Genomic DNA, 21,932 nt, shown 5'->3' with positions numbered 1-21,932 from the left:
TTAAACCTTAAAAATATCTAAAAAGCAAAATTTAAGAATGGATTAGAAAACTGTGTAAGAACTGCTCTGTTTTTGATAAAAAGGTAATTGCTAGAATACTGCGATTTTTTTTAATAGTTTTTTGAAATAAAATATATTCCAACGAAATGTTTGTGTAATTTTATCGGGCTAAATAACCCCTAGATAATAGTGAAAGATACCCTTAGACATGCAGGAAAAAGAAAACAACTTGTTGATGTTTTGATTCGCAAAGGCATCAAGAACAAGGCTGTTTTGGCTGCTATTAATAAAATACCACGACATCTCTTTATGGATTCCGGCTTCGAAGATCATGCCTATCAGGATAAGGCCTTCCCGATTGCGGCAGATCAAACTATTTCGCAGCCTTACACCGTAGCTTTTCAATCTGAGTTATTAGAGGTTGGGAGCGGAGATAGGGTACTAGAGATAGGAACAGGGTCGGGTTATCAAACCGCTGTACTTTGCGAATTGGGAGCAAAGGTATATAGTATCGAACGCCAAAAGGAATTATTTAAAAAGACCAAGCTCTTTTTGTCCAAATTAGGATATCGCCCAAAGCACTTGTCTTTTGGAGATGGATATAAAGGATTAGAAGAGTACGCTCCGTACAAAGGAATTATCGTAACTGCAGGAGCTCCTTATGTGCCCAAACCCTTGTTAAGTCAGTTGGCTATCAATGGTCGATTGGTAATACCGGTTGGAGAAGATGTACAGATTATGACTCTTTTTATTCGTAAGACTGAAACTCAATTCGAAAAACACGAGTTTGGAGAGTTCAGATTTGTGCCTTTACTAGAGGATAAGAATTAACTATTTGTAATTCTTTTTAATCCGATCTAAGGCTCTTTTGTTATCTCGATCTTTGATCGTTTCTCTTTTGTCGTACATTTTCTTACCTCTGGCTAAAACAATGTCGAGTTTAGCCAATCCTCTATCGTTAATGAACAAACGGGTAGGGATAATCGTTAATCCAGTATTTCTTACTTCTTTTTCAAGTTTTCGTAGTTCCTTTTTGTTGAGCAATAGTTTGCGTTCGCTCTTAGGATTATGATTGAAGTAAGTGGCATGAGAGTATTCATCAATATGCATATTGATGACAAAGAGTTCTCCATTATTGAATTCGCAAAAACTCTCTGCAATACCTGCTTTTCCTTCTCGAATGGCTTTTATTTCGGTACCGGCAAGTTTGATACCCGCAGTATACTTATCGAGAAATTCATACTCGAACTTTGCTTTTCGATTTAATATGTTGATTTTATTCTGATTCATTGTTTCAAATACAGGCCTACAAAAGTACAAAGCTTTCTGAAAAGAAAGCTTTGTTCATCAAAAAATGAATATTTAAAATTTTTTAAGGTTCTTGAAATTGGATGGTAGCTATTTTGTTATCGGCACTTAACTGAAGCTCCATGACCAAACTCATTTTTTCGAATTCTGCTTTATAACTATTAATGCCTTCTGCGGTCTCTATAAAGGTTAGTTTTTTTAAAGAACCGAATTGCTCATAACAACCGTTGACAAAACGAGAGACTCCTTCTTTGGTCATTGCTTCCTGCATTTCGGTGGTGTATAGATTAAAAATGTTATCTACGTTTTGAGTATTAAAATTTTCCTGAAAGCTTTTGGTGACTTCTTGATAATTCGTGTTATCCTGAGCCAAAAGAGTAGATGAGCAAAGGAATACTAAAAGTAGTAAAGCGTATTTCATAGCGATGATATTTGGGTTTAATGCATACGCAAAATAAATATCTTTTTTAAAAGAAGGAAACATACGTTCAAAAAAACTTGGGTTTTGGATGGAGCGCAGTTTAACAAAAATGTCACAATTATTGGTTTTTTAAAGTTTAATTTAGCCGTCCAAAATGCTATAGAAATGAAAAAATATTTGATTGTTGTATTGGTAGTAACGCTTTCTTCTTTTACAATGTATAATCAGTTACAGGTTCAGGAAATTGTAGATAAAGCAATAGAAAATGCAGGAGGATCGAGATATGATCATGCGGTTATCCATTTTACTTTCCGCGGAAAACAATATAGTAGTAAACGTGATGGGGGAACATATCAGCTGGAACGCTTCGTAGAAGGGCCAGAGGGTGTGATCCATGATGTTGTAAGTAATAGTGGATTAGAAAGAACTATTGAAAATTGTAAAGTAAAGGTTGCCGATTCGTTGATCACCAAAATAAGCGACGGGGTAAACTCTGTACATTATTTTGCAGGACTTCCTTTTGGCTTGAATGCGGGTGCAGTGAATAAAGAATTGGTTGGAGAATCAACTGTTCTTGGAAAACGGTACTACAAAATAAAAGTGACTTTTGATCAAGAGGGTGGAGGAACAGATTTTGAAGATGAATTTCTGTATTGGATTCATAAAGACAACTTTACTATCGATTATTTAGCATACAAATATGCAGTGAATGAAGGTGGTATTCGATTCAGAGAGGCATACAATCCAAGGGTTGTAAATGGTATTCGTTTTGTGGATTACAACAATTACAAAACGGACGATTTAAAAACTCCTTTATCAGATTTGGATCAATTGTTTGAGAACAAAAAGTTGAAACTACTTTCTAAAATAGCTTTAGAAGATATTTATGTGTATATCGATAAGGTTGCTGCTAATTGATAGTTAGCATGTGATCGACAATCTCACCGTTTTTTAACGTTACTATAAATAGCTTTCCGTATACTTTTTCGTCTATTTTATCGTACTTTTTTGTACCGAGAATGGTATTAACAAAGATAGGAGTAGAGTTGCTGTGTCCTACAATAACACTGGTTTTCCCTTTTGTTTTTTTCTGAAACTCGGGTTCGTTTAGTTTTTTGTGATCATAAATCAATAAAGGAGCATTTTGCGCTTTTACGATAGGTTCGGCAGTATGTCTTGTCCTTATAAAGTCTGAAGAAAATACGAAATCAATTTTTACATCAGCTAGCACTTTTGCCCAATTTTGAGCACGTTCTTTACCTTCTTTTGTAAGTTTTGGGTCTCTGTTATTTGGATCGCTAAGCTCTTTTTCGGCATGACGAATGAAATAATAGGTAGTAGTTTCTGCAGTGTCAGATTTTTGTGCAATAGCAGAAAAAGACAATAGAAACACTAATAGACTTAGAGTAAATCTCATGGCTAGCTTGTTTTTTTGATAAATATAAATAATTAATCCAACATCCCCATTTTCCAGATAACAACGATCATAGAAAGAATAGCAATGATGAAGAATCCTATATATATGTAGTAACTTCTCTTTTTGTGAGAAGAGCCAAGATCTCCGGATGATTTCATATGGCCAGGCTTTAGGTGATTGTATGTGCTTATAAGACTGCCAAAAACCATAAGTGTTACACTTTTTGTGGTTTTAACTGTAAAATTCTTTCTTCAAAGTTCTTTACCGGTAATGGCATCACCACATTTTGGAATAATTCGGACAGTTCAGGTTGGTGATTCCATCTTTTTTGTTTCAATAGATTGAAGTGTACGAAGGTGCTCCACATCACAGCCTTAAGTTCTGTCTTTTCATTATTCCACATTCTGATTTCTACATGAAGCTGGTTCTCTGTAAAATGAATTAATTGAGAGTCAATAACTACTTCTTCCATCACAAGAGCAGGTTTCAGATATGCGATTTGATTACTGCCTACTACCCAGCTTATTCCTTGATTTTTGGCAAGTTTAAAGATATCAAGGTTGTAGTGTTTTTCGATTTGATCTTCTCGGGCATTGATCATGTAGTTGATGTAAGCCGCATTGTTAAGATGGTTAAAAGGATCGCAATCTTGAAATCTGATTTTTGCTTTGCTTTCTAATACTTTTAGTAGTTCCATAGTCTTGTTTATTATAATATACCAATCGGTATATTTTTGGTTAAAAAAATTATTTTTTTAGTTCAATTCGGATCATATTATCGATTTGATCCATAGTGTCTAACATATATTCGTTATCATCCATGGTATGGGTCATAAAAATAGCTCCGGTAATCATGCTATATAGTCGTTTGGAATATCTCATGGCGTTTACCGTTTCTTTTATTTCGCCTGCTGCTTTTCCTTTTTCTATGAGCTTAGCCAGGTTGTTTTGAATTTTATTAATTGAAAATCGAGCAGATTCAAAAAGGATATCATTTTGATATTTTGAATCTATAGACATGTTGATCACCGGGCATCCTCCAATCTCCTGGGTGTAATTGTAATAGTTTCTATAAAAATCGGTAACCAGGTATAATTGTTCCAAAGGAGATTCGCTCAGGGATTGATGCTCTGCGATTCGTTTTAGCATCTTTTTTTCAGTCATTCTAAATGCCGCAATAGCCAACTCTTCCTTGTTTTTGAAGTTGCCATAAATAGCACCTTTGGTCAAGCCAGTAGCTTTGGTAATATCACTCAAACTTGTTGCAGCATACCCATTTTTATTAAAGATGGGAGCCACAGTTTCAATGATAAATTCTGCTGTTTGTTCGGCTTTGGTTAACATTAGGATTTTAAATTAATAATTCAAAGATATAAAAAATATACCAATTGGTATATTTTGAGGTGTTTTTTATTCTTAATTAAAAGTTTTAAGGTTTAATTGATTCCTGCGCTACTGTAAATAAGGTTGTGAATTTCGCTGTCTTTGATGCTTCTCGGAAGGTCGCAAGCATCAGCTACATGTTGTTCTTGATATCCTACAAGAATGTCAAATTTCTCCAGTGCTTCTTGTGCTTGTTCGCAACCAATATTTTTATTACGAACATGCTGCGTCTTTCTTTGAGGAGAATTACTGCGATTTTCGAAGTCTTTAAACTGGCATTTGATCACTTCTCTATCTTTAAAATAGAAACGTTCTTCCAGCGTTAACGTCACGTTTACTAGTTTGCGTTTGCCACTTTTTGTTTTTTCGTAGTCCTTATACCAAATGTTATGTATGGCATATTGAAAAAACAGTTGGTTATCCCATACATAAAATTCATCTCTAAACTGGACATGTCCTTCTTTATAGATATGGACGATATGTTTCAATTCGGTACCATTATAGTAGAAGGTTAATGTACCTTCTTCAGCGGTTTCTTCACAAGAATAATTGGTATGATGTTGTCGTAAAGCATTAGAATCTACCAATTCACGAATTAACTGATACTTATTTCGGATATCAGATAGCGGACCCTTTCGGCTTTGGCCAAAACAGAGACTAGAGGTGAGAAGAAGTAACAAAAAAGTTGGTTTCATTGCAGTTGCAATGTAGCTAAAAGCATCTTTTTTTCAAGATTTAGTTATCAACCGTGTAGGAATAAATTTGTTAATATCTACGGTAAAACCGTAATTTAGTGAGGTTTGTAAGAATATTCAACCTGTTCATTTTTTTCAAAATGGAAAAATAAAACAGTCTATAACTGAGTGTTATAGACTGTTTTATGCTGTTTTTAACAGTTTTTTATGTTAACTAACCAGGTTTTCTTGGTTCCTAAAAACCAGATTATCGTCAAATTCATCCAGTAAAATGATACTATCTGTTGAAACTTTACCGGCCAAAATCTCTTTTGATAACTTATTCAGCACCTCTTTTTGAATGGTTCTTTTGATAGGTCTTGCTCCAAATTCTGGTTGAAACCCTCTTTCTGAAAGATAAACGATAGCTTCCTCGGTAGCATCCAAAGTTATGCTTTGTTGTTTCAACATTTCAGAAACATTTTCAAGCTGAAGTTTTACAATCTCTTTGATATTGGATTTGGTCAATGGTGAAAACATTACTATATCATCTATTCTATTCAAAAACTCTGGGCGAACCGTTTGTTTTAATAGACCTAAAACTTCCACCTTGGCGGCTTCCATCGCGGTATCCATATCTTTGATTCCTTCTAGCTTATCCTGAATAATATGGCTACCCATATTACTAGTCATGATGATAATCGTATTTCTGAAATCAGCCGTTCTACCTTTATTATCCGTAAGTCTACCTTCGTCAAGAACTTGCAACAGAATATTAAAGGTATCTGGATGCGCTTTTTCTATCTCATCGAGTAGAACCACAGAATACGGTTTTCTTCTCACTGCTTCTGTAAGCTGCCCACCTTCATCATATCCCACATATCCAGGAGGCGCTCCTACCAATCTGCTAACCGAATGACGTTCTTGATACTCACTCATATCTATTCGGGTCATGGCACTTTCGTCGTTAAATAAAAATTCAGCAAGCGCTTTGGCTAATTCGGTTTTACCAACTCCGGTAGTACCCAAGAATAGGAAGGAACCAATTGGTTTTTTTGATCCTGTAATCCAGCTCTGCTTCTTCGTACAGCATCACTCACAGCTTGTATCGCTTCTTCTTGCCCTACAACACGTTTTTGAAGCTCTTCTTCAAGAACAAGTAACTTTTCTCTTTCGCTTTGTAACATTCTCGTAACAGGGATGCCTGTCCATTTGGCCACCACTTCGGCAATATCATCATTGGTTACCTCTTCCTTAATTAAAGAAGTACTGCTTTGTTGTTGTTCTAGTTGTTTTTGAAGTTGCTCAAGCTCTTGTTGCGCTTCCTTAATTTTTCCGTATCGTATTTCGGCCACTTTACCGTAATCTCCATTTCGTTCCGCACGCTCAGCTTCCAGTTTATATTCTTCAATATCTTTTTTGGTATTCTGAATGCTATCTACAACTTCTTTCTCGCTTTGCCACTTCGCAAAGATTTCATTTCGCTCTTCTTTTAGATTTGCCAAATCACTGTTTAAAGCACCTAATTTGGCTGCATCATTTTCTCTTTTGATGGCTTCAATCTCTATTTCTAGTTGCATCACCTTGCGGTCTAGCACATCCAGTTCTTCAGGTTTAGAATTGATTTCCATTCTAAGCTTAGAAGCGGCTTCATCCATTAAATCAATGGCCTTATCCGGTAAAAATCTATTGGTAATATAACGCTGAGAAAGCTCTACCGCAGCAATGATTGCCTCATCTTTGATTCGAACTTTGTGATGCGTCTCGTATTTTTCTTTGATTCCTCTTAAAATTGAGATCGCACTTTCGGTATCGGGCTCGTCTACGGTTACTTTTTGAAATCTTCTTTCTAGTGCTTTGTCCTTTTCAAAATACTTTTGGTATTCGTCCAAGGTAGTAGCCCCGATAGCTCTCAGTTCTCCTCTGGCTAGTGCAGGTTTCAAGATGTTGGCTGCATCCATGGCTCCCTGCCCACCTCCGGCACCTACCAAGGTGTGGATTTCGTCTATGAACAATACGATATCTCCATCGCTAGAGGTCACCTCTTTTACTACCGCTTTTAATCGCTCTTCAAATTCTCCTTTAAACTTTGCTCCGGCGATAAGAGCTCCCATATCTAGAGAGAAAATTCTCTTATCTTTCAAATTTTCAGGGATATCTCCCGCAATGATTCGATGTGCTAGTCCTTCTGCAATTGCCGTTTTACCTACCCCGGGTTCTCCAATCAACATAGGGTTGTTTTTGGTTCTTCTGGAGAGGATCTGCAGTATTCTTCGGATTTCTTCATCTCGACCAATTACAGGATCCAATTTTCCGCTTTCTGCCAGTTCATTTAGGTTTTTGGCGTATTTGTTTAGGGATTGATAAGTGTCTTCTGCACTTTGTGAGGTTACGCGTTCTCCTTGTCTGATCTCATTGATTGCTTCGTTCAAATCTTTTTGAGTTACTCCCTGATCTTTGAGAATCTGAGCAATTTTACTCTTCGATTTAAAAATAGCAATTACCAAATGTTCTATAGAAACATATTCATCATTCATTTTTTTGGCAACGATGCTGGCTTCATTTAGCGATGTGCCTGCTTCTCGAGATAGTTGTATATCTCCTCCTGTCACTTTAGGAAAACTTTCTAATGTGCTATCCAATACTTTTTGAAGTAAAGCAATATTTACATTCAATTTCTTAAGCAAGAATGGAAGTACATTTTCATCTACCGTAAGGATAGCCTTGAAAATATGTTCATTCTCAATTTGCTGATGTCCGAAACTTTGGGCAAGCTGTTGCGCCTGCTGTATCGCTTCTTGTGATTTTATAGTGAAATTATTAAAATTCATTGTTGTTTATTTTGAGTTCGTCTCCATAGAATCAAATTGTATTCCTATTTAGTTTTAATGTCAAAATGTCTTGTAAGCTATTGGTTTTGCTGACTTTTTGACGTTTTGTAATATTTTGTATTGTGTAGCGACCAAAAGGAATACCCTATTTAAAGATAGGAATCATTTGCGTAAGTTTGTAACAAATTAAAACAAAGAAATGGGATTATTCGGAAAACTATTTGGATCTGGAGAAAAAGAAGGTAAGGAAGAAAAAGAAGCGTTGCCATGGCAGCAGATCACCAGACTGGATCAATTGGATGTTATCGCTAAAAGATCAAAAACGAAAACTCAGGTGATATTCAAACATTCTACACGATGTGGAATTAGTAGAATGGTAATTCGAAATTTTGAGAGTAGTTTTGATTTGTCTGCGGATCAAATTGATCTGTATTATTTGGACTTATTGAACTTTAGAGATATTTCTGCCGAGATAGCAGCAAAGTTTCAGGTATTTCATGAATCACCTCAAATGATCGTGATAAGAAATGGAGTTGCAGTGCATCATTCTTCTCATAGTATGATTACCCCACAGGTGATACATCAATTTGTATAGTATAAAATAAAAAAGGGAGGTTGAACACCCCCCTTTTTTATTTTGATTTATTGAAATCTATAACTCGTAATAATATTTTTCAATTTATTTTTCAGATCCTCACCAGAATCATAGACCATTTGTTCATTCGATGGAAATCTTACAGCTTGTAATCCTAAGAATCTGACTAAATCATCATCCAAGGCTCTTTTGTCACCGTTGTAATTGGCATAGATATGTTCAAAAACATATTCGCTTGCCAGTGGGAACGCTTCCAGAAGCTGTCTTGTTCTTAGGTTCTTGTATTGCACATTACCCGTAACTCTGGCAGATTTGAATTGAGTAAACTCATAGTATTCGCAAAATACTTTTACCATCTTATCTACCTTAACCTTGTTTCCTTCTTCATCTTTAACCACTTCGCCATTTTCATCCAAAAGGTATTCCCAACCGTCTTTGATCAACTTTTCTTTTTGTAATTGTCGTTCTCTAACCTGCTCTGGAGAAATTTGAATATCTCTGAAAGTTACTTCCATTGCATAATCATAATTTACCTTGTTTTGAGGTTGACTATGATATACGGTCCATAGATCATTTAGTCCGTAGGTCCCAAAATTAAGTAGGTCCTCTTCTAATCTTTTTGGTATGATTACATTGGTGCTATTTTTCATATTCACTTTTACAAAATCAATACCCTTATAATGTGCTTCCTCGATTAGATTCAGCGTATTCTTATAGTTCGGATTGATTTTATCTAGATATACCAAATCGTCATAGACTGCGCGATAGTCCGCTTTCTGTCTTGCATTAGACAGCAGGTTTTTTGCATTGTTATATAAGTAATCAGACAGTTTTTCTTTGGTAGATATGATTTTTTGATCATAATTTTCCATTAAGAAGTTGGCATTACGACCTTGTTCTATAACATAAAGAGGTAATAATGGTTTTATCCTTTCCTGTCTTTTTCTCATGGACTCTAGGGTAGTATAAATTCGTTCCAGATTTGCTGGATTCCCTTCTTTTTCCATGTAGCTCACAGCATTCTTATCCCGATCCACGACCTTTGCATAGGCCTGTTCTAACATTAAGATATAAGGTTGCTTACCTTTCTTTTCTTTATTTGTTCGGAGCTTGTTTAAAGCAATGTTAATTGCCTGGTCATAGTTTCCGGTATTCAGTGCCTTTTCTGTTTCTTTGACACTACTACAAGAAGATACTATAACGAGCAAAGAGAATAAAAGTAGTAGTTTTTTCATGTCGTTTGTTTTTTAGATTTGGGATACAAAATCAATTTTGATGCCACAAAATAACAAAAAACCTCGAAACCTTTGTTTTCGAGGTTTAAAAGATGTTTTTTGAGTTCTTATTTTTTGAAGATAGGCAGTAGTTTGGAGGATACTTCTCCAAATCCAATACGAACTCCTGATTTCTCACAATATCCTCTCATGATTACGGTGTCATTATCTTCGATAAACTTTCGACTTCCACCGCTTTTAAGCTGTACTGGTTTTTCTCCTCGCCAACTTAATTCCAGCATCGATCCATAAGAATTAGGTGTTGGTCCAGATAATGTACCACTTCCCATCATGTCTCCAGAGTTCACGGGACATCCATTAATGGTATGGTGTGCTAGCTGTTGAGACATATTCCAGTACATATACTTGAAATTACTCTCGCATACGATAGTTTCTTCTTCATTTTCTGGTTGGATCGCCACTTCCAGATTGATATCAAAACTTTTCTTCCCTGTAGATTGAAGATAAGGTAAAGGTTCTTTTAACGGCTTAGGACCATCAGTTCTATAAGGCTCTAATGCATCCAAAGTAACAATCCATGGAGAAATAGAAGAGGCAAAGTTTTTACCTAAGAAAGGACCTAGCGGCACATACTCCCATTTTTGAATATCTCTGGCACTCCAATCGTTAAATAATACCAAACCAAAAATGTAATCTTCAGCTTCTTCGATAGGAATAGGTTCTCCAAGTGCATTGGCATCGGTGGTGATAAACGCCATTTCAAGTTCAAAGTCTACTAAACGTGAAGGTCCAAAAATAGGCTCTGTAGCTCCATTGGTTAGTTTTTGTCCTTGCGGTCGATGGATCGGAATTCCAGAAGGAATAATAGAGCTACTACGACCATGATATCCTACCGGAAGATGCAACCAGTTTGGCATTAATGCATTTTCCTTTCCTCTAAACATGGTACCTACATTAGTAGCGTGTTCTATACTGCTGTAAAAATCGGTATAATCTCCTACACTAACCGGCAATTGCATTTCAATTTCATCCAAAGAAAAAAGAACTGCCTTTTTATGATCTTCATTATTTTTTAACGCATCATTTTTTGCATCAAAGATTTCTGCAATTCTATTTCTTACTAGTCTCCATGTTTTTTTACCATCAGAAATAAAATCATTTAGTGAATCCTGAAGAAAAATATCATCGGTTAAGGGGATTCCATCAAAGTATCCCAATTGATGTAGAGCACCAAGATCTATTGCTGTATCACCAATTCTTGTTCCTATAGTAATGATATCATCTCTTGTCAGAAACACTCCAAACGGTATGTTTTGTATAGGAAAGTCAGTATTTACTGTAGTTTCAATCCAGGTCTTTCTATCCGGATTATTTGCAGTTATTGGCATCGTTGTTTTTTTATGTTATTGCTAATTCGAATAATCAAATATATAATTTTAGAACGTTTCTTGGTTTTTAATTCTGTGAAAAATAATTAAAAGATTCTTAAGGAATGATAACCCTCAAAATTATGGAGTTTTTTCGATAAACGATCTATGATTTTACTGCTGAAAATTGCATTTTAGATTGGGCTATTTCTTAAAGAAGAAAGAATCTTGAACTGTGAACAAATTGTTCATATTTATTAAGGATTGTTTAGGTAATTGTAAAGAAAGGATTCCCTATTTTTGCTTTTTTATTAACAAACTAGGAATACATGCAACGCGACGAACAAATTTTTGATTTGATTCAAGACGAAAAAGAACGTCAGATCAACGGATTAGAGCTTATAGCTTCTGAAAACTTTGTGAGTGAACAAGTAATGGAGGCTGCCGGATCAGTATTAACCAATAAGTACGCCGAAGGATACCCCGGTAAAAGATATTACGGTGGGTGTGCTGTGGTAGATGTTGTTGAGCAAATTGCCATCGATCGTGCCAAAGAATTATTCGGTGCGGCCTATGCTAATGTTCAACCTCATTCTGGATCTCAAGCCAATACAGCAGTATATCATGCTTGTTTGAAACCTGGAGATAAAATACTAGGTTTTGATCTTTCTCATGGTGGACATTTAACCCATGGTTCTCCTGTGAATTTTTCAGGAAAATTATACAATCCTGTTTTTTATGGAGTGGAGAAAGAAACCGGACGTTTAAATTATGACAAGATCCAGGAGATTGCTGAAGCAGAGCAACCACAATTGATCATTGCAGGTGCTTCTGCATATTCCAGAGAAATTGATTACAAAAGATTCAGAGAAATAGCAGATAGCGTAGGTGCTATTCTTATGGCTGATATTGCACACCCAGCAGGTTTGATCGCTAAAGGAGTAATATCAGACCCTGTTCCTTATTGCCATGTAGTAACTACAACTACCCATAAAACACTTCGTGGACCAAGAGGAGGGTTGATCCTAATGGGAGAAGATTTTGAAAACCCATTTGGAATTACTTTGAAAAGTGGTAAAAAACGAATGATGTCTTCGATGTTTGATAGTGCTGTTTTCCCTGGTAACCAGGGAGGTCCACTAGAACATATCATTGCGGCAAAAGCAATCGCATTTGGAGAAGCATTAACCGATGAGTTCTTACACTATATTGTACAGGTGAAGAAAAATGCTGCTGTGATGGCAGAGGCATTCGTGAAAAAAGGATATGAGGTAATTTCTGGAGGTACAGACAATCATATGATGTTGATTGACCTAAGAAATAAAAACGTGACCGGAAAACAAGCTGAAGAAGCTTTGGGTGTTGCGGAAATTACCGTGAACAAAAACATGGTTCCGTTTGATGATAAATCACCATTTGTTACTTCAGGGATTCGTATAGGAGTTTCTGCAGTTACCACCAGAGGTCTAAAAGAAGACGATATGCTTCAGATTGTAGAATTAATCGATAAAGTAATCGTTAACGTAGAAAACGAAGAAGAATTACACAAGATAGCTGACGAAGTTAATGCAATGATGGCTGATAAGCCATTGTTTGTAAGCTAATCAGTAAGATTACAAATTTTGAGAACCAGTATCGAAGTATCGGTACTGGTTTTTTTATTTTAAAAAATTACGCAAAACAATTTTTAAGAATGTTCCCAGTTATCTGGATCTGCACTGTCGTTAGGGGATAAACCAATGATATCACCTTCAGTGTTTACGCCAAGACCTACCACTGTTCGGTTTACATAATTAAAATAGCTAACCACCTGGTTGATTTCCAGAATCTCCCCATCCGTCAAATTTTGATCTCGTAGCGCATGAATATCTGATTCGGTAATAGTGTGATGCGCTAGCGTAAGCTTTTTAGCGTATGCTAATCCAGCAAGGAATTGATATTTAAAATGTGCTTCTACATCGTCATTGAGAAGACAAGTTTTAATCTCCTGAAATTTATGGTCGTCTTGTAATAATCGTTTCAAACCTTCGGCATGATGATCCACACAGTAACTACATCGATTCAGCGAACTTACATATACACCTAGCGTTTCCAAATACCATTTGGGCAGCGTATTGTTAGAATTATGGAGTACGTTTTTATACAGTCCCATATGGCCTATTAAAGAGTGAGGTCTTAAGCTATGTATTGATAATACATTATCGATGTTGTTATTCGGGCCTTTTACACGATCATATATCTTTTTTAATTGCCCGGTGGCTTGATCGTATGGAATTTCTTTTATCCAACTCATGCTTTTTACTTTTTAAATAAGATTTCGTCTTTGTTTACCAAAACACTGAACAATACCAGAATAGAACCAACCATAATCGAAACATCTGCAAGATTGAAAATTTCGGTTTTGATAAGCCCGAGATCCAGAATTAGGAAATCGGTAACAGAGTTATGTACAATACGGTCAAATAGATTCCCAATACCACCACCTATAATAAAGGCAAAACCTACAACGGTTTCTTTTTTGTATTTGGTTTGTATCAGTATATGGCGAAGTAAAAAGACCAAAACCAAAGTCGGAATGATTTGTAAGAAAATGACTTTCAATATAGGAGATAAATCAGATCCAACACTCCATGCCGCACCTTCGTTTTCGACTTTGGTCAATACAAAACTATCTTTTATTACGTGAATTCTTTCTTCCTTTGCTATCGTTTGTCGCACTACGTTTTTTGAAACCTGATCACAACTTACGTTGAGTAGCACTAAAGCTAATATGAAAGTAATTCTTAGTTTTTTAGCAATTTTTATGGACATATTAAAAGGATGATTTATATTAAAATTAGTCAAGAGTAGCTTTATTTACTGTTTCCAATAGTCTTTGAAATCTGTAATAGGAAAAGCTTCTTCATATTTTTCGCTGTTGATGGTTCTGTTCTCGTTCGAGTCGTAATCCAGGGTGATTTTCCAATTTTTGCCTTCTAATTTTAATAAAAGATGAAATTGTCCATAAGATGTTTTTTCTTCATTGTTTTTATTGGTGTAATACACACGATAAATACCTCGGTCAGAAATCAGCGAATCCGATAGGATTCTTTCAAAAAGTCTGAAGCTGATTTTTGCAGGTTTTCTATTGGGTTCGCTCCATCTTTTTTGATATCCTTCCAAATATTGAGAAACTGTTTTTATCTCTCCACCATTTCCTGAAATTCGTATCATTTCTTTGCTGTGTATAGATGCAAAAAGGTCATAATCCAATGTTTCAAAAGCTTTGGAAAAGTTCTCATAAATATCTGCATTGATTTTGTCGTGTATGGTTGCTTTTTGGGCAATACTTTGTTGCATTCCGCAGATCACAATTGAAAGCAATATAAAGTTCGGAATATATTTAGATAGCATGAGAATTAAGATTTTGACTTTTTATACAATACACAAGATAACAATTCTGGATAGTTCTCCAGTTTAGGATGCAAAAAGGTTTCTATTCTTTCCATTCCTATTTTTTTCATTATGAGTTCGGATTTTACATTAATTTCTGGCGCGACAGAATATATGGTATCCAAACCAATTTGATGATAACCATAATCCAGGCACGCTTTAGCGCCTTCTGTAGCATACCCTTGATTCCAGATACTTTTTTTAAGCGCCATCCGATATCTACAAAGGTTCCAAGTTTTGTTAAGTAGGTTTGTTCGGATAGCCCTATAAACCCTATGAACTCCTGATTTTCCAAGATGTCTACAGCAAAATAACAAAACCCTTGTTCCTTATACATGCTTTGCATTCTTCTAATAAAATCCTCGGTATCCTCTTTTGAGGGTTTAAAAGGGAAAAATTCCATAACGTTATCATCATTATTGATTTGATATAAAGCTTCAAGATCATCCGTTGACCATTCCCGAAAACTAAGGCGTTGCGATGAGAAAATGTAAGTGTTCATAAGGTTGTTGCTAAAGAGAAGACTAAAATATGTTTTTCTTTCAAAAATGCTTTCTTTGTATACCAAACATTATATGTATTTTGTGATATGCACCCATTACAGCAACACTTATCCAAAGAAGTTGATCTTACCAGCGCTGAATTTGAGAAGGTTTTAGGCTATTTCGAACCCATCTCTTTTCAAAAGAAAGATCAAGTGATGCATTCTGGGCAATACATCAATCATCAATACTACGTGATAAGTGGATGTTTGCGGACGTATTTATTGGATCGAGATGCAAAGGAACATACTTTGCAGTTTGCCGTTGAAAATTGGTGGTCTAGTGATTATATAGCTTATTACACTGGAGCTAAATCTATCTTGAATATAGAATGTATCGAAGATACAGAGCTACTACGCGTCAATAAAAAAGATATTTTATTGCTGTTTGAAGAGGTTCCTAAATTAGAACGTTTCTTCCGTAGACAACTTGAAAATGCTTTTGTTGCCTTTCAAAAAAGAATACTTTCCAATTTAAATAACACTGCCGAAGAGCGTTATGATGCTTTTTTACAAAGTTATCCAAATATCGAGCAACGCGTAAAAAATTATCAGATCGCCTCTTATCTTGGAATTACTCCGGAAAGCTTAAGCAGGATTCGAAAACAAGTCAAAAAGAACTCTTAAGTTAGTACATCCCTTTCTTATCATATATCAATTTTTAGCAGACACGTTGGTTATACTTTTGAAATCAAATAGTACCTCAGAATTAGAGATGTACTTTAAAATGTTTGATTTTAAAATTTATGATTATGAAACAAAATATGATATGGATGGGCATTATGGTGTTATTATTTGTTAATGTACGTGCTCAAAAGGCGGAAAAGATTTGGGAGGTTAACGGTTTGGAAGCGCCAGAATCTGTTGTTTTTGATAAGGAAAACAAGGTGTATTATGTGTCGAATGTGGCTGGGCAACCTTCCGAGAAAAACGGATTGGGATATATTTCCATAGTAACCACTGATGGTGACATCAAAACAAAAAAATGGATTGCAGGGTTGAATGCACCAAAAGGCCTTGGGTTGTATAATAACCATTTATATATCGCCGATATCGATGTGGTAGTAATAGTAGATATCAGTACCGGGAAAGTTCTAGACCGACTCATAGCAGAAAAAGCTACTTTTCTAAACGATATTGAAATAGATGCTAATGGCACCGTGTATGTTACGGATACCTTTGGCGGGAAAGCGATTTATAGCATCAAGGATAAGAAAATTGAACTTTGGTTAAAAGATGAAAAATTGGACTATCCCAATGGACTCAAAATTGTAGATAATAAACTATATGTGGCAAGCTGGGGAGTGGTCACTAACCCAAAAACTTTTGAAACTGAAGTCCCGGGAAAATTAATGTCAATAGATCTGTCGACCAAGCAAATCAAGGATATCACTGGACCCAAAGGGAATTATGATGGTTTGATAACATATGATTCCCAATTTCTGATCTCAGATTGGATAGCAGGAGGGGTGTATGCGATTGATCAAAAAGGAGAGGTGTCTGAAGTTTTGGATTCAAATCCGGGTGCTGCGGATATTTTCTTAAATAAAGAAGAGAAGCTGTTACTCGTACCGCAGATGCTAGATGGAAAGATGACAGCGTATCAATTATCAGAATAGAAATAAGATGATCGTGTAATAAAAAAGCGCTTTCAATTTGTCGAAAGCGCTTTTTTATACATTGTATTTCATAGTTAATTTCCATCCTCAAAAACGGTACTTTCGTACGCACCAATATCCGGGGCCGTAGGATTTCGTGTTGTACCCAGAATATCGGTTCCCGAAGTAGGAGTACTGGCTCTGCCATTGGCAGCAGAATTGTCACCAATATTCAACATGTTATTAAATGGTGCTTTGAAGTCGGGATCTTCATTAAAGATGATGTTCTCAAAAAGAGATGTATTATCAAAATCATATAACGGATCATCTACAAACCGATCATTAAAGTCATTAAATCGAATCAAACTATTTTGGAAATTATAATTAAAAGCAGTTCCATCTACACGACTAAATAAAAGTTCTAAATCCTGATTACCGTAAATAATACAATTCGTAAAATTAGCAGCCAATAAATCCGCGACTACAACTTCGGTATCGCTGATTTGCAGATTATTATCAATCAAAACAGATGGCAGTTGTCTAAATCCAGTTCCTATGCTCGAGTAATTCGTAAAAGTACAATGATTAAAATTGTAGGTGCCTCCTAAGGAACAATTTAAAGCAACCTGTCCAGCATTATTGATGACAATATTCTCTCCGAGAATGTTGGCCGTTCTGGCCAATAAACCAACGTTTGAAGAATTATATATCTGCGTATTCGTTATGGTGAGAGTAGGGTCAGGACCTCCATCATTAGAATCCATCAATATACCTGCTGTAGCATTCTTTATGGTTGCATGATTAATGGTATGCCCTGTACTTCCAGCTGTTAACCAAATGGTGCCCCATTGTCCCGGGATATCACTAAAACCGGGTTCTAATCGATCTCCTTCAAAAATGACTTCATTTTCCATACGTTCGGGATCTGTACTCAACTCTCCATTAACTTGTAATGTGGCATTATTGGCTACAATCAATCCAGAATTAGCATGAAAATGGATTCTTGCACCAGGATCTATAACCAGGGTTTGTCCACTAGGTACCGCAGCATATCCATAAATTACGTAAGGCTTTTCGTTGGTGAAATTGAGTTGATCATTGTCCAGAAAGAACCCTTCTATACGGATCTCATTATTTTCATTGTCGACTCCTAATAATAAGGTCTCGACTTCTCCGGTCATCGCATCCCGAGAAGGGAATAGAAAAATGGCATCTTTGACCAAGGTAACCAAATCTACATCCTGTGGAATTCCTCCTGCATCAAAAATAATACGATCGGTGTATAAAAACTCCAGATCATTAGTTTGTGAGGTAATATCCGTAGTGGTTTCTACAAAGATGAAAATACTGTCTTTTGCCAAAACTTGAATATCTTCAAAGGATTTTCCAGGGATACCATCTACATTAAGTCTGTAATTAGAACTCTCTCCACGTTCTAGGGCTATGGTTGGAATGGTAAAGTCATCATTTGTTCTATTATATACTCTAAAACTATAAGTACTCGAGCTGATGTTTGTAAAAACGGTATCCAGAAAAAGAGTATCTACCGAAAATTCTAGATTCCCTATACTTGGTCCTGATTCGAAATCCTTACGACAGGAACTCCAGAAAATAATCACTATAAGTAAGAAAAGTGCTGATAAATAGCGCATTATGTTTTGGTTTTTTAGAGAAGAGATATCTCTTTGCAAATCAAGTCATACTTTGATCGAAATATCAATATCTAATTTGAGTTAAATGTATAACTTTTTATGTAGTCTTAATATTGCTTTTTGGCAAAAATTTCAGAATCCCTGTACTTCTGTAAGAAATAAAACATTCGTACATTTGTTGTTCACTATTAATACGACAACATAATAATCTATTATGAGTACATATGATGTAGCCGTGATTGGCTCTGGACCTGGTGGATATGTAGCCGCTATTCGATGCGCACAACTAGGTATGAAAACTGCAATAATCGAAAAATATTCAACACTTGGTGGAACTTGTCTTAACGTAGGGTGTATCCCCAGTAAGGCATTGCTAGATTCTTCTCATCACTATGAGCATGCAGTAAAGCATTTTGCTGATCATGGAATTGAAATTCCTGGAGAAGTAAAAATCAATCTCGAAAAAATGATCGCTCGTAAGCAAGCAGTAGTAGATCAAACTACAGGAGGAGTGGATTTCTTGATGAAGAAAAATAATATCGAGGTGTATGAAGGTGTTGGTGCTTTTAAAGATGCTACTCATATCGACATTACAAAGGCAGACGGAACAACAGAAACCATCGAAGCGAAAAATACAATCATCGCCACAGGTTCAAAACCTTCAACATTACCTTTTATCAAAATAGATAAAAAGAGAGTGATTACTTCTACAGAAGCGTTAAAGTTAAAAGAAGTACCAAAACACATGGTGATTATAGGTGGTGGTGTTATAGGATTGGAGCTAGGACAAGTATATCGCCGTTTGGGAGCCGAGGTTTCTGTGGTAGAATATATGGATAGAATTATTCCAGGAATGGACAAAGCTTTATCCAGAGAATTACAGAAAGTATTGAAAAAGCAAGGAGTGAAATTCTACACTTCTCATAAGGTTACCGAAGTAAAAGCTACAGCGAAACAAGTAACTGTAACTGCAGATGACAAAAAAGGAAATCCGGTACAATTCAAAGGTGATTATTGTTTGGTGTCTGTAGGGCGTCGTCCTTATACCGATGGATTAAATGCTGAAGCTGCCGGAGTAAAAATTAATGAAAGAGGACAGGTTGAGGTAAACGATCATTTGCAAACCAATGTGCCTAATATTTATGCTATTGGAGATGTGGTAAAAGGAGCGATGTTAGCCCATAAGGCCGAAGAAGAAGGAGTTTTTGTGGCAGAAACATTAGCAGGGCAAAAGCCGCATATCGACTATAACCTGATACCTGGAGTGGTTTATACCTGGCCAGAAGTTGCTGCAGTTGGTAAAACCGAAGAAGAATTAAAAGAAGCCGGTGTAGCCTACAAATCAGGTCAGTTTTCGTTTAGAGCGTTAGGAAGATCTAGAGCGAGTGCTGATTTAGATGGATTTGTTAAGATTTTGGCTGATGAAAAAACTGATGAGGTACTAGGGGTACACATGATCGGAGCACGTTGTGCAGATATCATAGCCGAAGCAGTAACCGCTATGGAGTTTAGAGCATCTGCCGAAGATATTTCACGTATGTCGCATGCACACCCTACTTTTACAGAAGCAGTAAAAGAAGCGGCCTTGGCAGCTACAGATAATAGACCTTTGCATATGTAAAGGAATAAGAATATAAATATAAAAAAGGCGAGCTTAAGAAGTTCGCCTTTTTTATTTGATGAAGTTATAGCTGTTCGAGTGTTTTTAGAACCCCGGTCTTATAGTTCCTGCTGATAGGGAGTGATTTGTTGCCTACTACAACTTCTTCATTAGAAAAAGAATCTATTTTGGATATAGCCACAACAAAAGAACGGTGGATACGAATAAAGTCTTGCGTAGGGAGTTTGGACTGCATATTACTAATAGTCTCTCGGGTTGTGATCACTCCAGAAGTACAATGTATTTTTAAGTAATCACTATAGCTTTCGATATATAAAATATCAGAAAAATCTATTCGTTTCATACGTCGGTCCGACCGTACAAAAATGTAATCTGTATGCAATGAATTCTCTTGAATATCTTTAGTAGGTTTTTGATACACTTCAAAGTAATTGTTCAATGATTTCAATAAGCGTTCAAAAGAGATTGGTTTTAATAAATAATCTACAGCATGCAAGTCAAAACCATCGATAGCATATTCTCTGTAGGCAGTAGTAAAAATGATTTTAATGTTTTTATTAATGGATCGGGCAAATGAAATGCCAGAAATACCAGGCATGTGTATATCCAAAAAAATCAAATCCACAGCTTTTTCATTAATACAGCTAAAGGCATCCATAGCATTGGCGCAAATTGCAATAATTTCGATTCGATCTATTTTACTTAAATGATCTTTGATGATATCCCGTGCCGTAGGTTCATCGTCTACTATGATGCAGGAAACTTTAGTATTCATTAACCGAAGATTTTGAAATGTTTAATTGTAATTTGGAGGTGTACCACTCACAGTCTTTATGCGTTTCTAATTGATAGTTATTTTTGAATAGAAGTTCAAGGCGTTTTTGGACATTGCTTAAGCCAATTCCTGGCGAATGTTCAGCTTCGTCATTTTGAATCGAATTTTTGATGTGAAAATACAATTCGTCACCAGTAAGTGTAAGTTTGATATAGATATATAATTTATCATTTCGTATTTGTCCGTGTTTGAAACTGTTCTCTACAAAAGGGATAAGTAACATAGGAGGGATTTCTATGGTGCTATTTACTACAGGTAGGTCTACTTCAATAGCCAAGCTATCTCTAAAACGCATTTTTTCCAGAGCGACATAATCTTTGATGTGCTCTATTTCCTCTTGTAAAGGAACCATAGGTTTATCACTTTGATACAGCAAGTAATCCAGAAGATTTGAGAGTTTTAGAATAAGTTCAGGAGTTTCTTCAGATTTTTTGATGGCAAATCCATACATCGTATTTAATGTATTAAAAAGAAAATGAGGATGAATCTGCATTTTTAAGTACTGAAGTTCTTGTTCTTTCAACTTTAATTGTGTCTCCAGAATTTTATGAGTTAGCTGTTGATTCGCCGTAATGGATTTGTAGTTGCGATAAGCAAGGTTTAAAGCACTGGCGATAAAAACCACAAAGTATACCGCGATAAAAAGGAATAGGGGACTTCTTGTCATGGGAGCCATATCGGCAACTTTTGTTTCAGTAAGAAATATCAGCCCATAAAAAAAGGAAATCACAATAAAATAAGCAGAAACTATAATGGTGTATATACAGTATAAGACAAAGAGCAAATACTTCTGCTGAAACAGATATTTAGGAATCAACAGTTCGATCACCGTATATGTTGTTCCCATGGTTACTGGCATCAAAAACAAAGAGAACGAAAACACATAATGAATGTCATTAGTATTGTATCCAAAGAAATAGGTATAACAAAACAACACAATCGTCCAAAAGGCAGCGTGTAATATTATTTGCGCGATTTTTTTGAAAATAAATTCTTTTGAGATCATCACATTATGGATACGCT

The 21,932-nt window shown here is 35.9% G+C and carries 22 protein-coding genes and 2 pseudogenes; 7 read left to right on the top strand and 17 right to left on the bottom strand.

Annotated elements, in window-relative coordinates; all coding sequences use genetic code 11:
* Nucleotides 1-189 precede the first annotated feature (189 nt).
* Entirely contained in the window at nucleotides 190-831 is a 642-nt protein-coding gene (locus tag AC0L3Q_RS16565) for a protein-L-isoaspartate(D-aspartate) O-methyltransferase (protein ID WP_473281137.1), read from the top strand.
* On the opposite strand, the gene smpB is transcribed toward AC0L3Q_RS16565, so the two are convergent.
* Entirely contained in the window at nucleotides 832-1,290 is a 459-nt protein-coding gene (gene smpB / locus AC0L3Q_RS16560) for an SsrA-binding protein SmpB (protein ID WP_073316281.1), read from the bottom strand. It lies immediately after the preceding gene.
* Between the two features lie 82 nt (nucleotides 1,291-1,372).
* The gene (locus AC0L3Q_RS16555) at nucleotides 1,373-1,729 is read right to left on the bottom strand and encodes a DUF3887 domain-containing protein (protein WP_473281135.1); all 357 of its coding nucleotides are present in this window, start codon (nucleotides 1,727-1,729) and stop codon (nucleotides 1,373-1,375) included.
* Between the two features lie 165 nt (nucleotides 1,730-1,894).
* On the opposite strand from AC0L3Q_RS16555, the gene AC0L3Q_RS16550 reads away from it, so the two are divergent.
* A complete protein-coding gene (locus tag AC0L3Q_RS16550; protein ID WP_473281133.1) occupies nucleotides 1,895-2,647 on the top strand; it encodes a DUF6503 family protein in 753 nt (250 codons plus the stop codon).
* On the opposite strand, the gene AC0L3Q_RS16545 is transcribed toward AC0L3Q_RS16550, so the two are convergent.
* The 6 genes and pseudogenes from AC0L3Q_RS16545 to clpB form a co-directional block, all read right to left on the bottom strand.
* On the bottom strand, nucleotides 2,640-3,146 hold the full coding sequence (locus tag AC0L3Q_RS16545) for a phosphoglycerate mutase family protein (RefSeq protein WP_473281131.1): 507 nt from the start codon (nucleotides 3,144-3,146) through the stop codon (nucleotides 2,640-2,642). The genes AC0L3Q_RS16550 and AC0L3Q_RS16545 overlap by 8 nt on opposite strands.
* 32 nt (nucleotides 3,147-3,178) lie before the next feature.
* Nucleotides 3,179-3,304, bottom strand: coding sequence for a hypothetical protein (locus AC0L3Q_RS16540; protein WP_280174027.1), 126 nt, complete (start codon nucleotides 3,302-3,304; stop codon nucleotides 3,179-3,181).
* 56 nt (nucleotides 3,305-3,360) lie between these two features.
* Nucleotides 3,361-3,843 carry an acyl-CoA thioesterase gene (locus AC0L3Q_RS16535; protein WP_473281129.1) on the bottom strand — a complete coding sequence of 161 codons (483 nt, stop codon included), beginning with the start codon at nucleotides 3,841-3,843 and terminating at the stop codon, nucleotides 3,361-3,363.
* A gap of 49 nt (nucleotides 3,844-3,892) precedes the next feature.
* On the bottom strand, nucleotides 3,893-4,489 hold the full coding sequence (locus AC0L3Q_RS16530; protein WP_473281127.1) for a TetR/AcrR family transcriptional regulator: 597 nt from the start codon (nucleotides 4,487-4,489) through the stop codon (nucleotides 3,893-3,895).
* A 92-nt stretch (nucleotides 4,490-4,581) separates the two neighbouring features.
* Nucleotides 4,582-5,223: a hypothetical protein gene (locus AC0L3Q_RS16525; RefSeq protein WP_473281125.1), complete on the bottom strand. Its 642-nt coding sequence runs from the start codon at nucleotides 5,221-5,223 to the stop codon at nucleotides 4,582-4,584.
* 210 nt (nucleotides 5,224-5,433) lie between these two features.
* Nucleotides 5,434-8,033: pseudogene (clpB, locus tag AC0L3Q_RS16520) on the bottom strand (ATP-dependent chaperone ClpB).
* A gap of 199 nt (nucleotides 8,034-8,232) precedes the next feature.
* Here clpB and ytxJ point away from each other — a divergent pair.
* Nucleotides 8,233-8,628: a bacillithiol system redox-active protein YtxJ gene (ytxJ, locus tag AC0L3Q_RS16515; protein ID WP_473281123.1), complete on the top strand. Its 396-nt coding sequence runs from the start codon at nucleotides 8,233-8,235 to the stop codon at nucleotides 8,626-8,628.
* A gap of 47 nt (nucleotides 8,629-8,675) precedes the next feature.
* On the opposite strand, the gene AC0L3Q_RS16510 is transcribed toward ytxJ, so the two are convergent.
* Both AC0L3Q_RS16510 and fahA read right to left on the bottom strand, forming a co-directional pair.
* Entirely contained in the window at nucleotides 8,676-9,863 is a 1,188-nt protein-coding gene (locus AC0L3Q_RS16510) for a hypothetical protein (RefSeq protein ID WP_473281121.1), read from the bottom strand.
* Between the two features lie 107 nt (nucleotides 9,864-9,970).
* Nucleotides 9,971-11,251 carry a fumarylacetoacetase gene (fahA, locus tag AC0L3Q_RS16505; protein ID WP_473281119.1) on the bottom strand — a complete coding sequence of 427 codons (1,281 nt, stop codon included), beginning with the start codon at nucleotides 11,249-11,251 and terminating at the stop codon, nucleotides 9,971-9,973.
* Between the two features lie 308 nt (nucleotides 11,252-11,559).
* Between fahA and glyA the strand changes: the two genes are divergently transcribed.
* Nucleotides 11,560-12,834, top strand: a complete 1,275-nt coding sequence (gene glyA / locus AC0L3Q_RS16500; RefSeq protein ID WP_073316291.1) for a serine hydroxymethyltransferase — start codon at nucleotides 11,560-11,562, stop codon at nucleotides 12,832-12,834.
* Between the two features lie 83 nt (nucleotides 12,835-12,917).
* On the opposite strand, the gene AC0L3Q_RS16495 is transcribed toward glyA, so the two are convergent.
* From AC0L3Q_RS16495 to AC0L3Q_RS16480, 4 genes and pseudogenes are all read right to left on the bottom strand, one after another.
* Nucleotides 12,918-13,523, bottom strand: coding sequence for a carboxymuconolactone decarboxylase family protein (locus AC0L3Q_RS16495; protein WP_073316292.1), 606 nt, complete (start codon nucleotides 13,521-13,523; stop codon nucleotides 12,918-12,920).
* 5 nt (nucleotides 13,524-13,528) lie between these two features.
* The gene (lspA, locus tag AC0L3Q_RS16490; protein WP_473281117.1) at nucleotides 13,529-14,041 is read right to left on the bottom strand and encodes a signal peptidase II; all 513 of its coding nucleotides are present in this window, start codon (nucleotides 14,039-14,041) and stop codon (nucleotides 13,529-13,531) included.
* 45 nt (nucleotides 14,042-14,086) lie between these two features.
* Nucleotides 14,087-14,623 carry a DUF4440 domain-containing protein gene (locus AC0L3Q_RS16485; RefSeq protein WP_473281115.1) on the bottom strand — a complete coding sequence of 179 codons (537 nt, stop codon included), beginning with the start codon at nucleotides 14,621-14,623 and terminating at the stop codon, nucleotides 14,087-14,089.
* Nucleotides 14,624-14,772: 149 nt separating this feature from the next.
* Nucleotides 14,773-15,164, bottom strand: a pseudogene (locus tag AC0L3Q_RS16480) (GNAT family N-acetyltransferase); the annotation flags it as partial.
* Between the two features lie 87 nt (nucleotides 15,165-15,251).
* On the opposite strand from AC0L3Q_RS16480, the gene AC0L3Q_RS16475 reads away from it, so the two are divergent.
* Nucleotides 15,252-15,830: a Crp/Fnr family transcriptional regulator gene (locus tag AC0L3Q_RS16475; RefSeq protein WP_073316296.1), complete on the top strand. Its 579-nt coding sequence runs from the start codon at nucleotides 15,252-15,254 to the stop codon at nucleotides 15,828-15,830.
* A 125-nt stretch (nucleotides 15,831-15,955) separates the two neighbouring features.
* The gene (locus tag AC0L3Q_RS16470) at nucleotides 15,956-16,822 is read left to right on the top strand and encodes an SMP-30/gluconolactonase/LRE family protein (RefSeq protein WP_473281113.1); all 867 of its coding nucleotides are present in this window, start codon (nucleotides 15,956-15,958) and stop codon (nucleotides 16,820-16,822) included.
* A 74-nt stretch (nucleotides 16,823-16,896) separates the two neighbouring features.
* Here AC0L3Q_RS16470 and AC0L3Q_RS16465 read toward each other — a convergent pair whose 3' ends face one another.
* Complete coding sequence (locus tag AC0L3Q_RS16465; protein ID WP_473281111.1) at nucleotides 16,897-18,453, bottom strand: hypothetical protein; 1,557 nt, start codon at nucleotides 18,451-18,453, stop codon at nucleotides 16,897-16,899.
* Between the two features lie 214 nt (nucleotides 18,454-18,667).
* Between AC0L3Q_RS16465 and lpdA the strand changes: the two genes are divergently transcribed.
* A complete protein-coding gene (gene lpdA / locus AC0L3Q_RS16460; RefSeq protein WP_473281109.1) occupies nucleotides 18,668-20,074 on the top strand; it encodes a dihydrolipoyl dehydrogenase in 1,407 nt (468 codons plus the stop codon).
* Between the two features lie 64 nt (nucleotides 20,075-20,138).
* Here lpdA and AC0L3Q_RS16455 read toward each other — a convergent pair whose 3' ends face one another.
* Both AC0L3Q_RS16455 and AC0L3Q_RS16450 read right to left on the bottom strand, forming a co-directional pair.
* A complete protein-coding gene (locus AC0L3Q_RS16455) occupies nucleotides 20,139-20,849 on the bottom strand; it encodes a LytR/AlgR family response regulator transcription factor (protein ID WP_473281108.1) in 711 nt (236 codons plus the stop codon).
* The gene (locus tag AC0L3Q_RS16450; RefSeq protein ID WP_473281106.1) at nucleotides 20,839-21,915 is read right to left on the bottom strand and encodes a sensor histidine kinase; all 1,077 of its coding nucleotides are present in this window, start codon (nucleotides 21,913-21,915) and stop codon (nucleotides 20,839-20,841) included. Before AC0L3Q_RS16450 ends, AC0L3Q_RS16455 begins: the two co-directional genes overlap by 11 nt.
* Between the last annotated feature and the right edge of the window lie 17 nt (nucleotides 21,916-21,932).

Source organism: Aquimarina sp. KJ22-3 (genome assembly GCF_055808215.1).
Note: the sequence above shows the minus strand (reverse complement) of the source record. Positions and strands in the feature narration are given on the sequence as shown.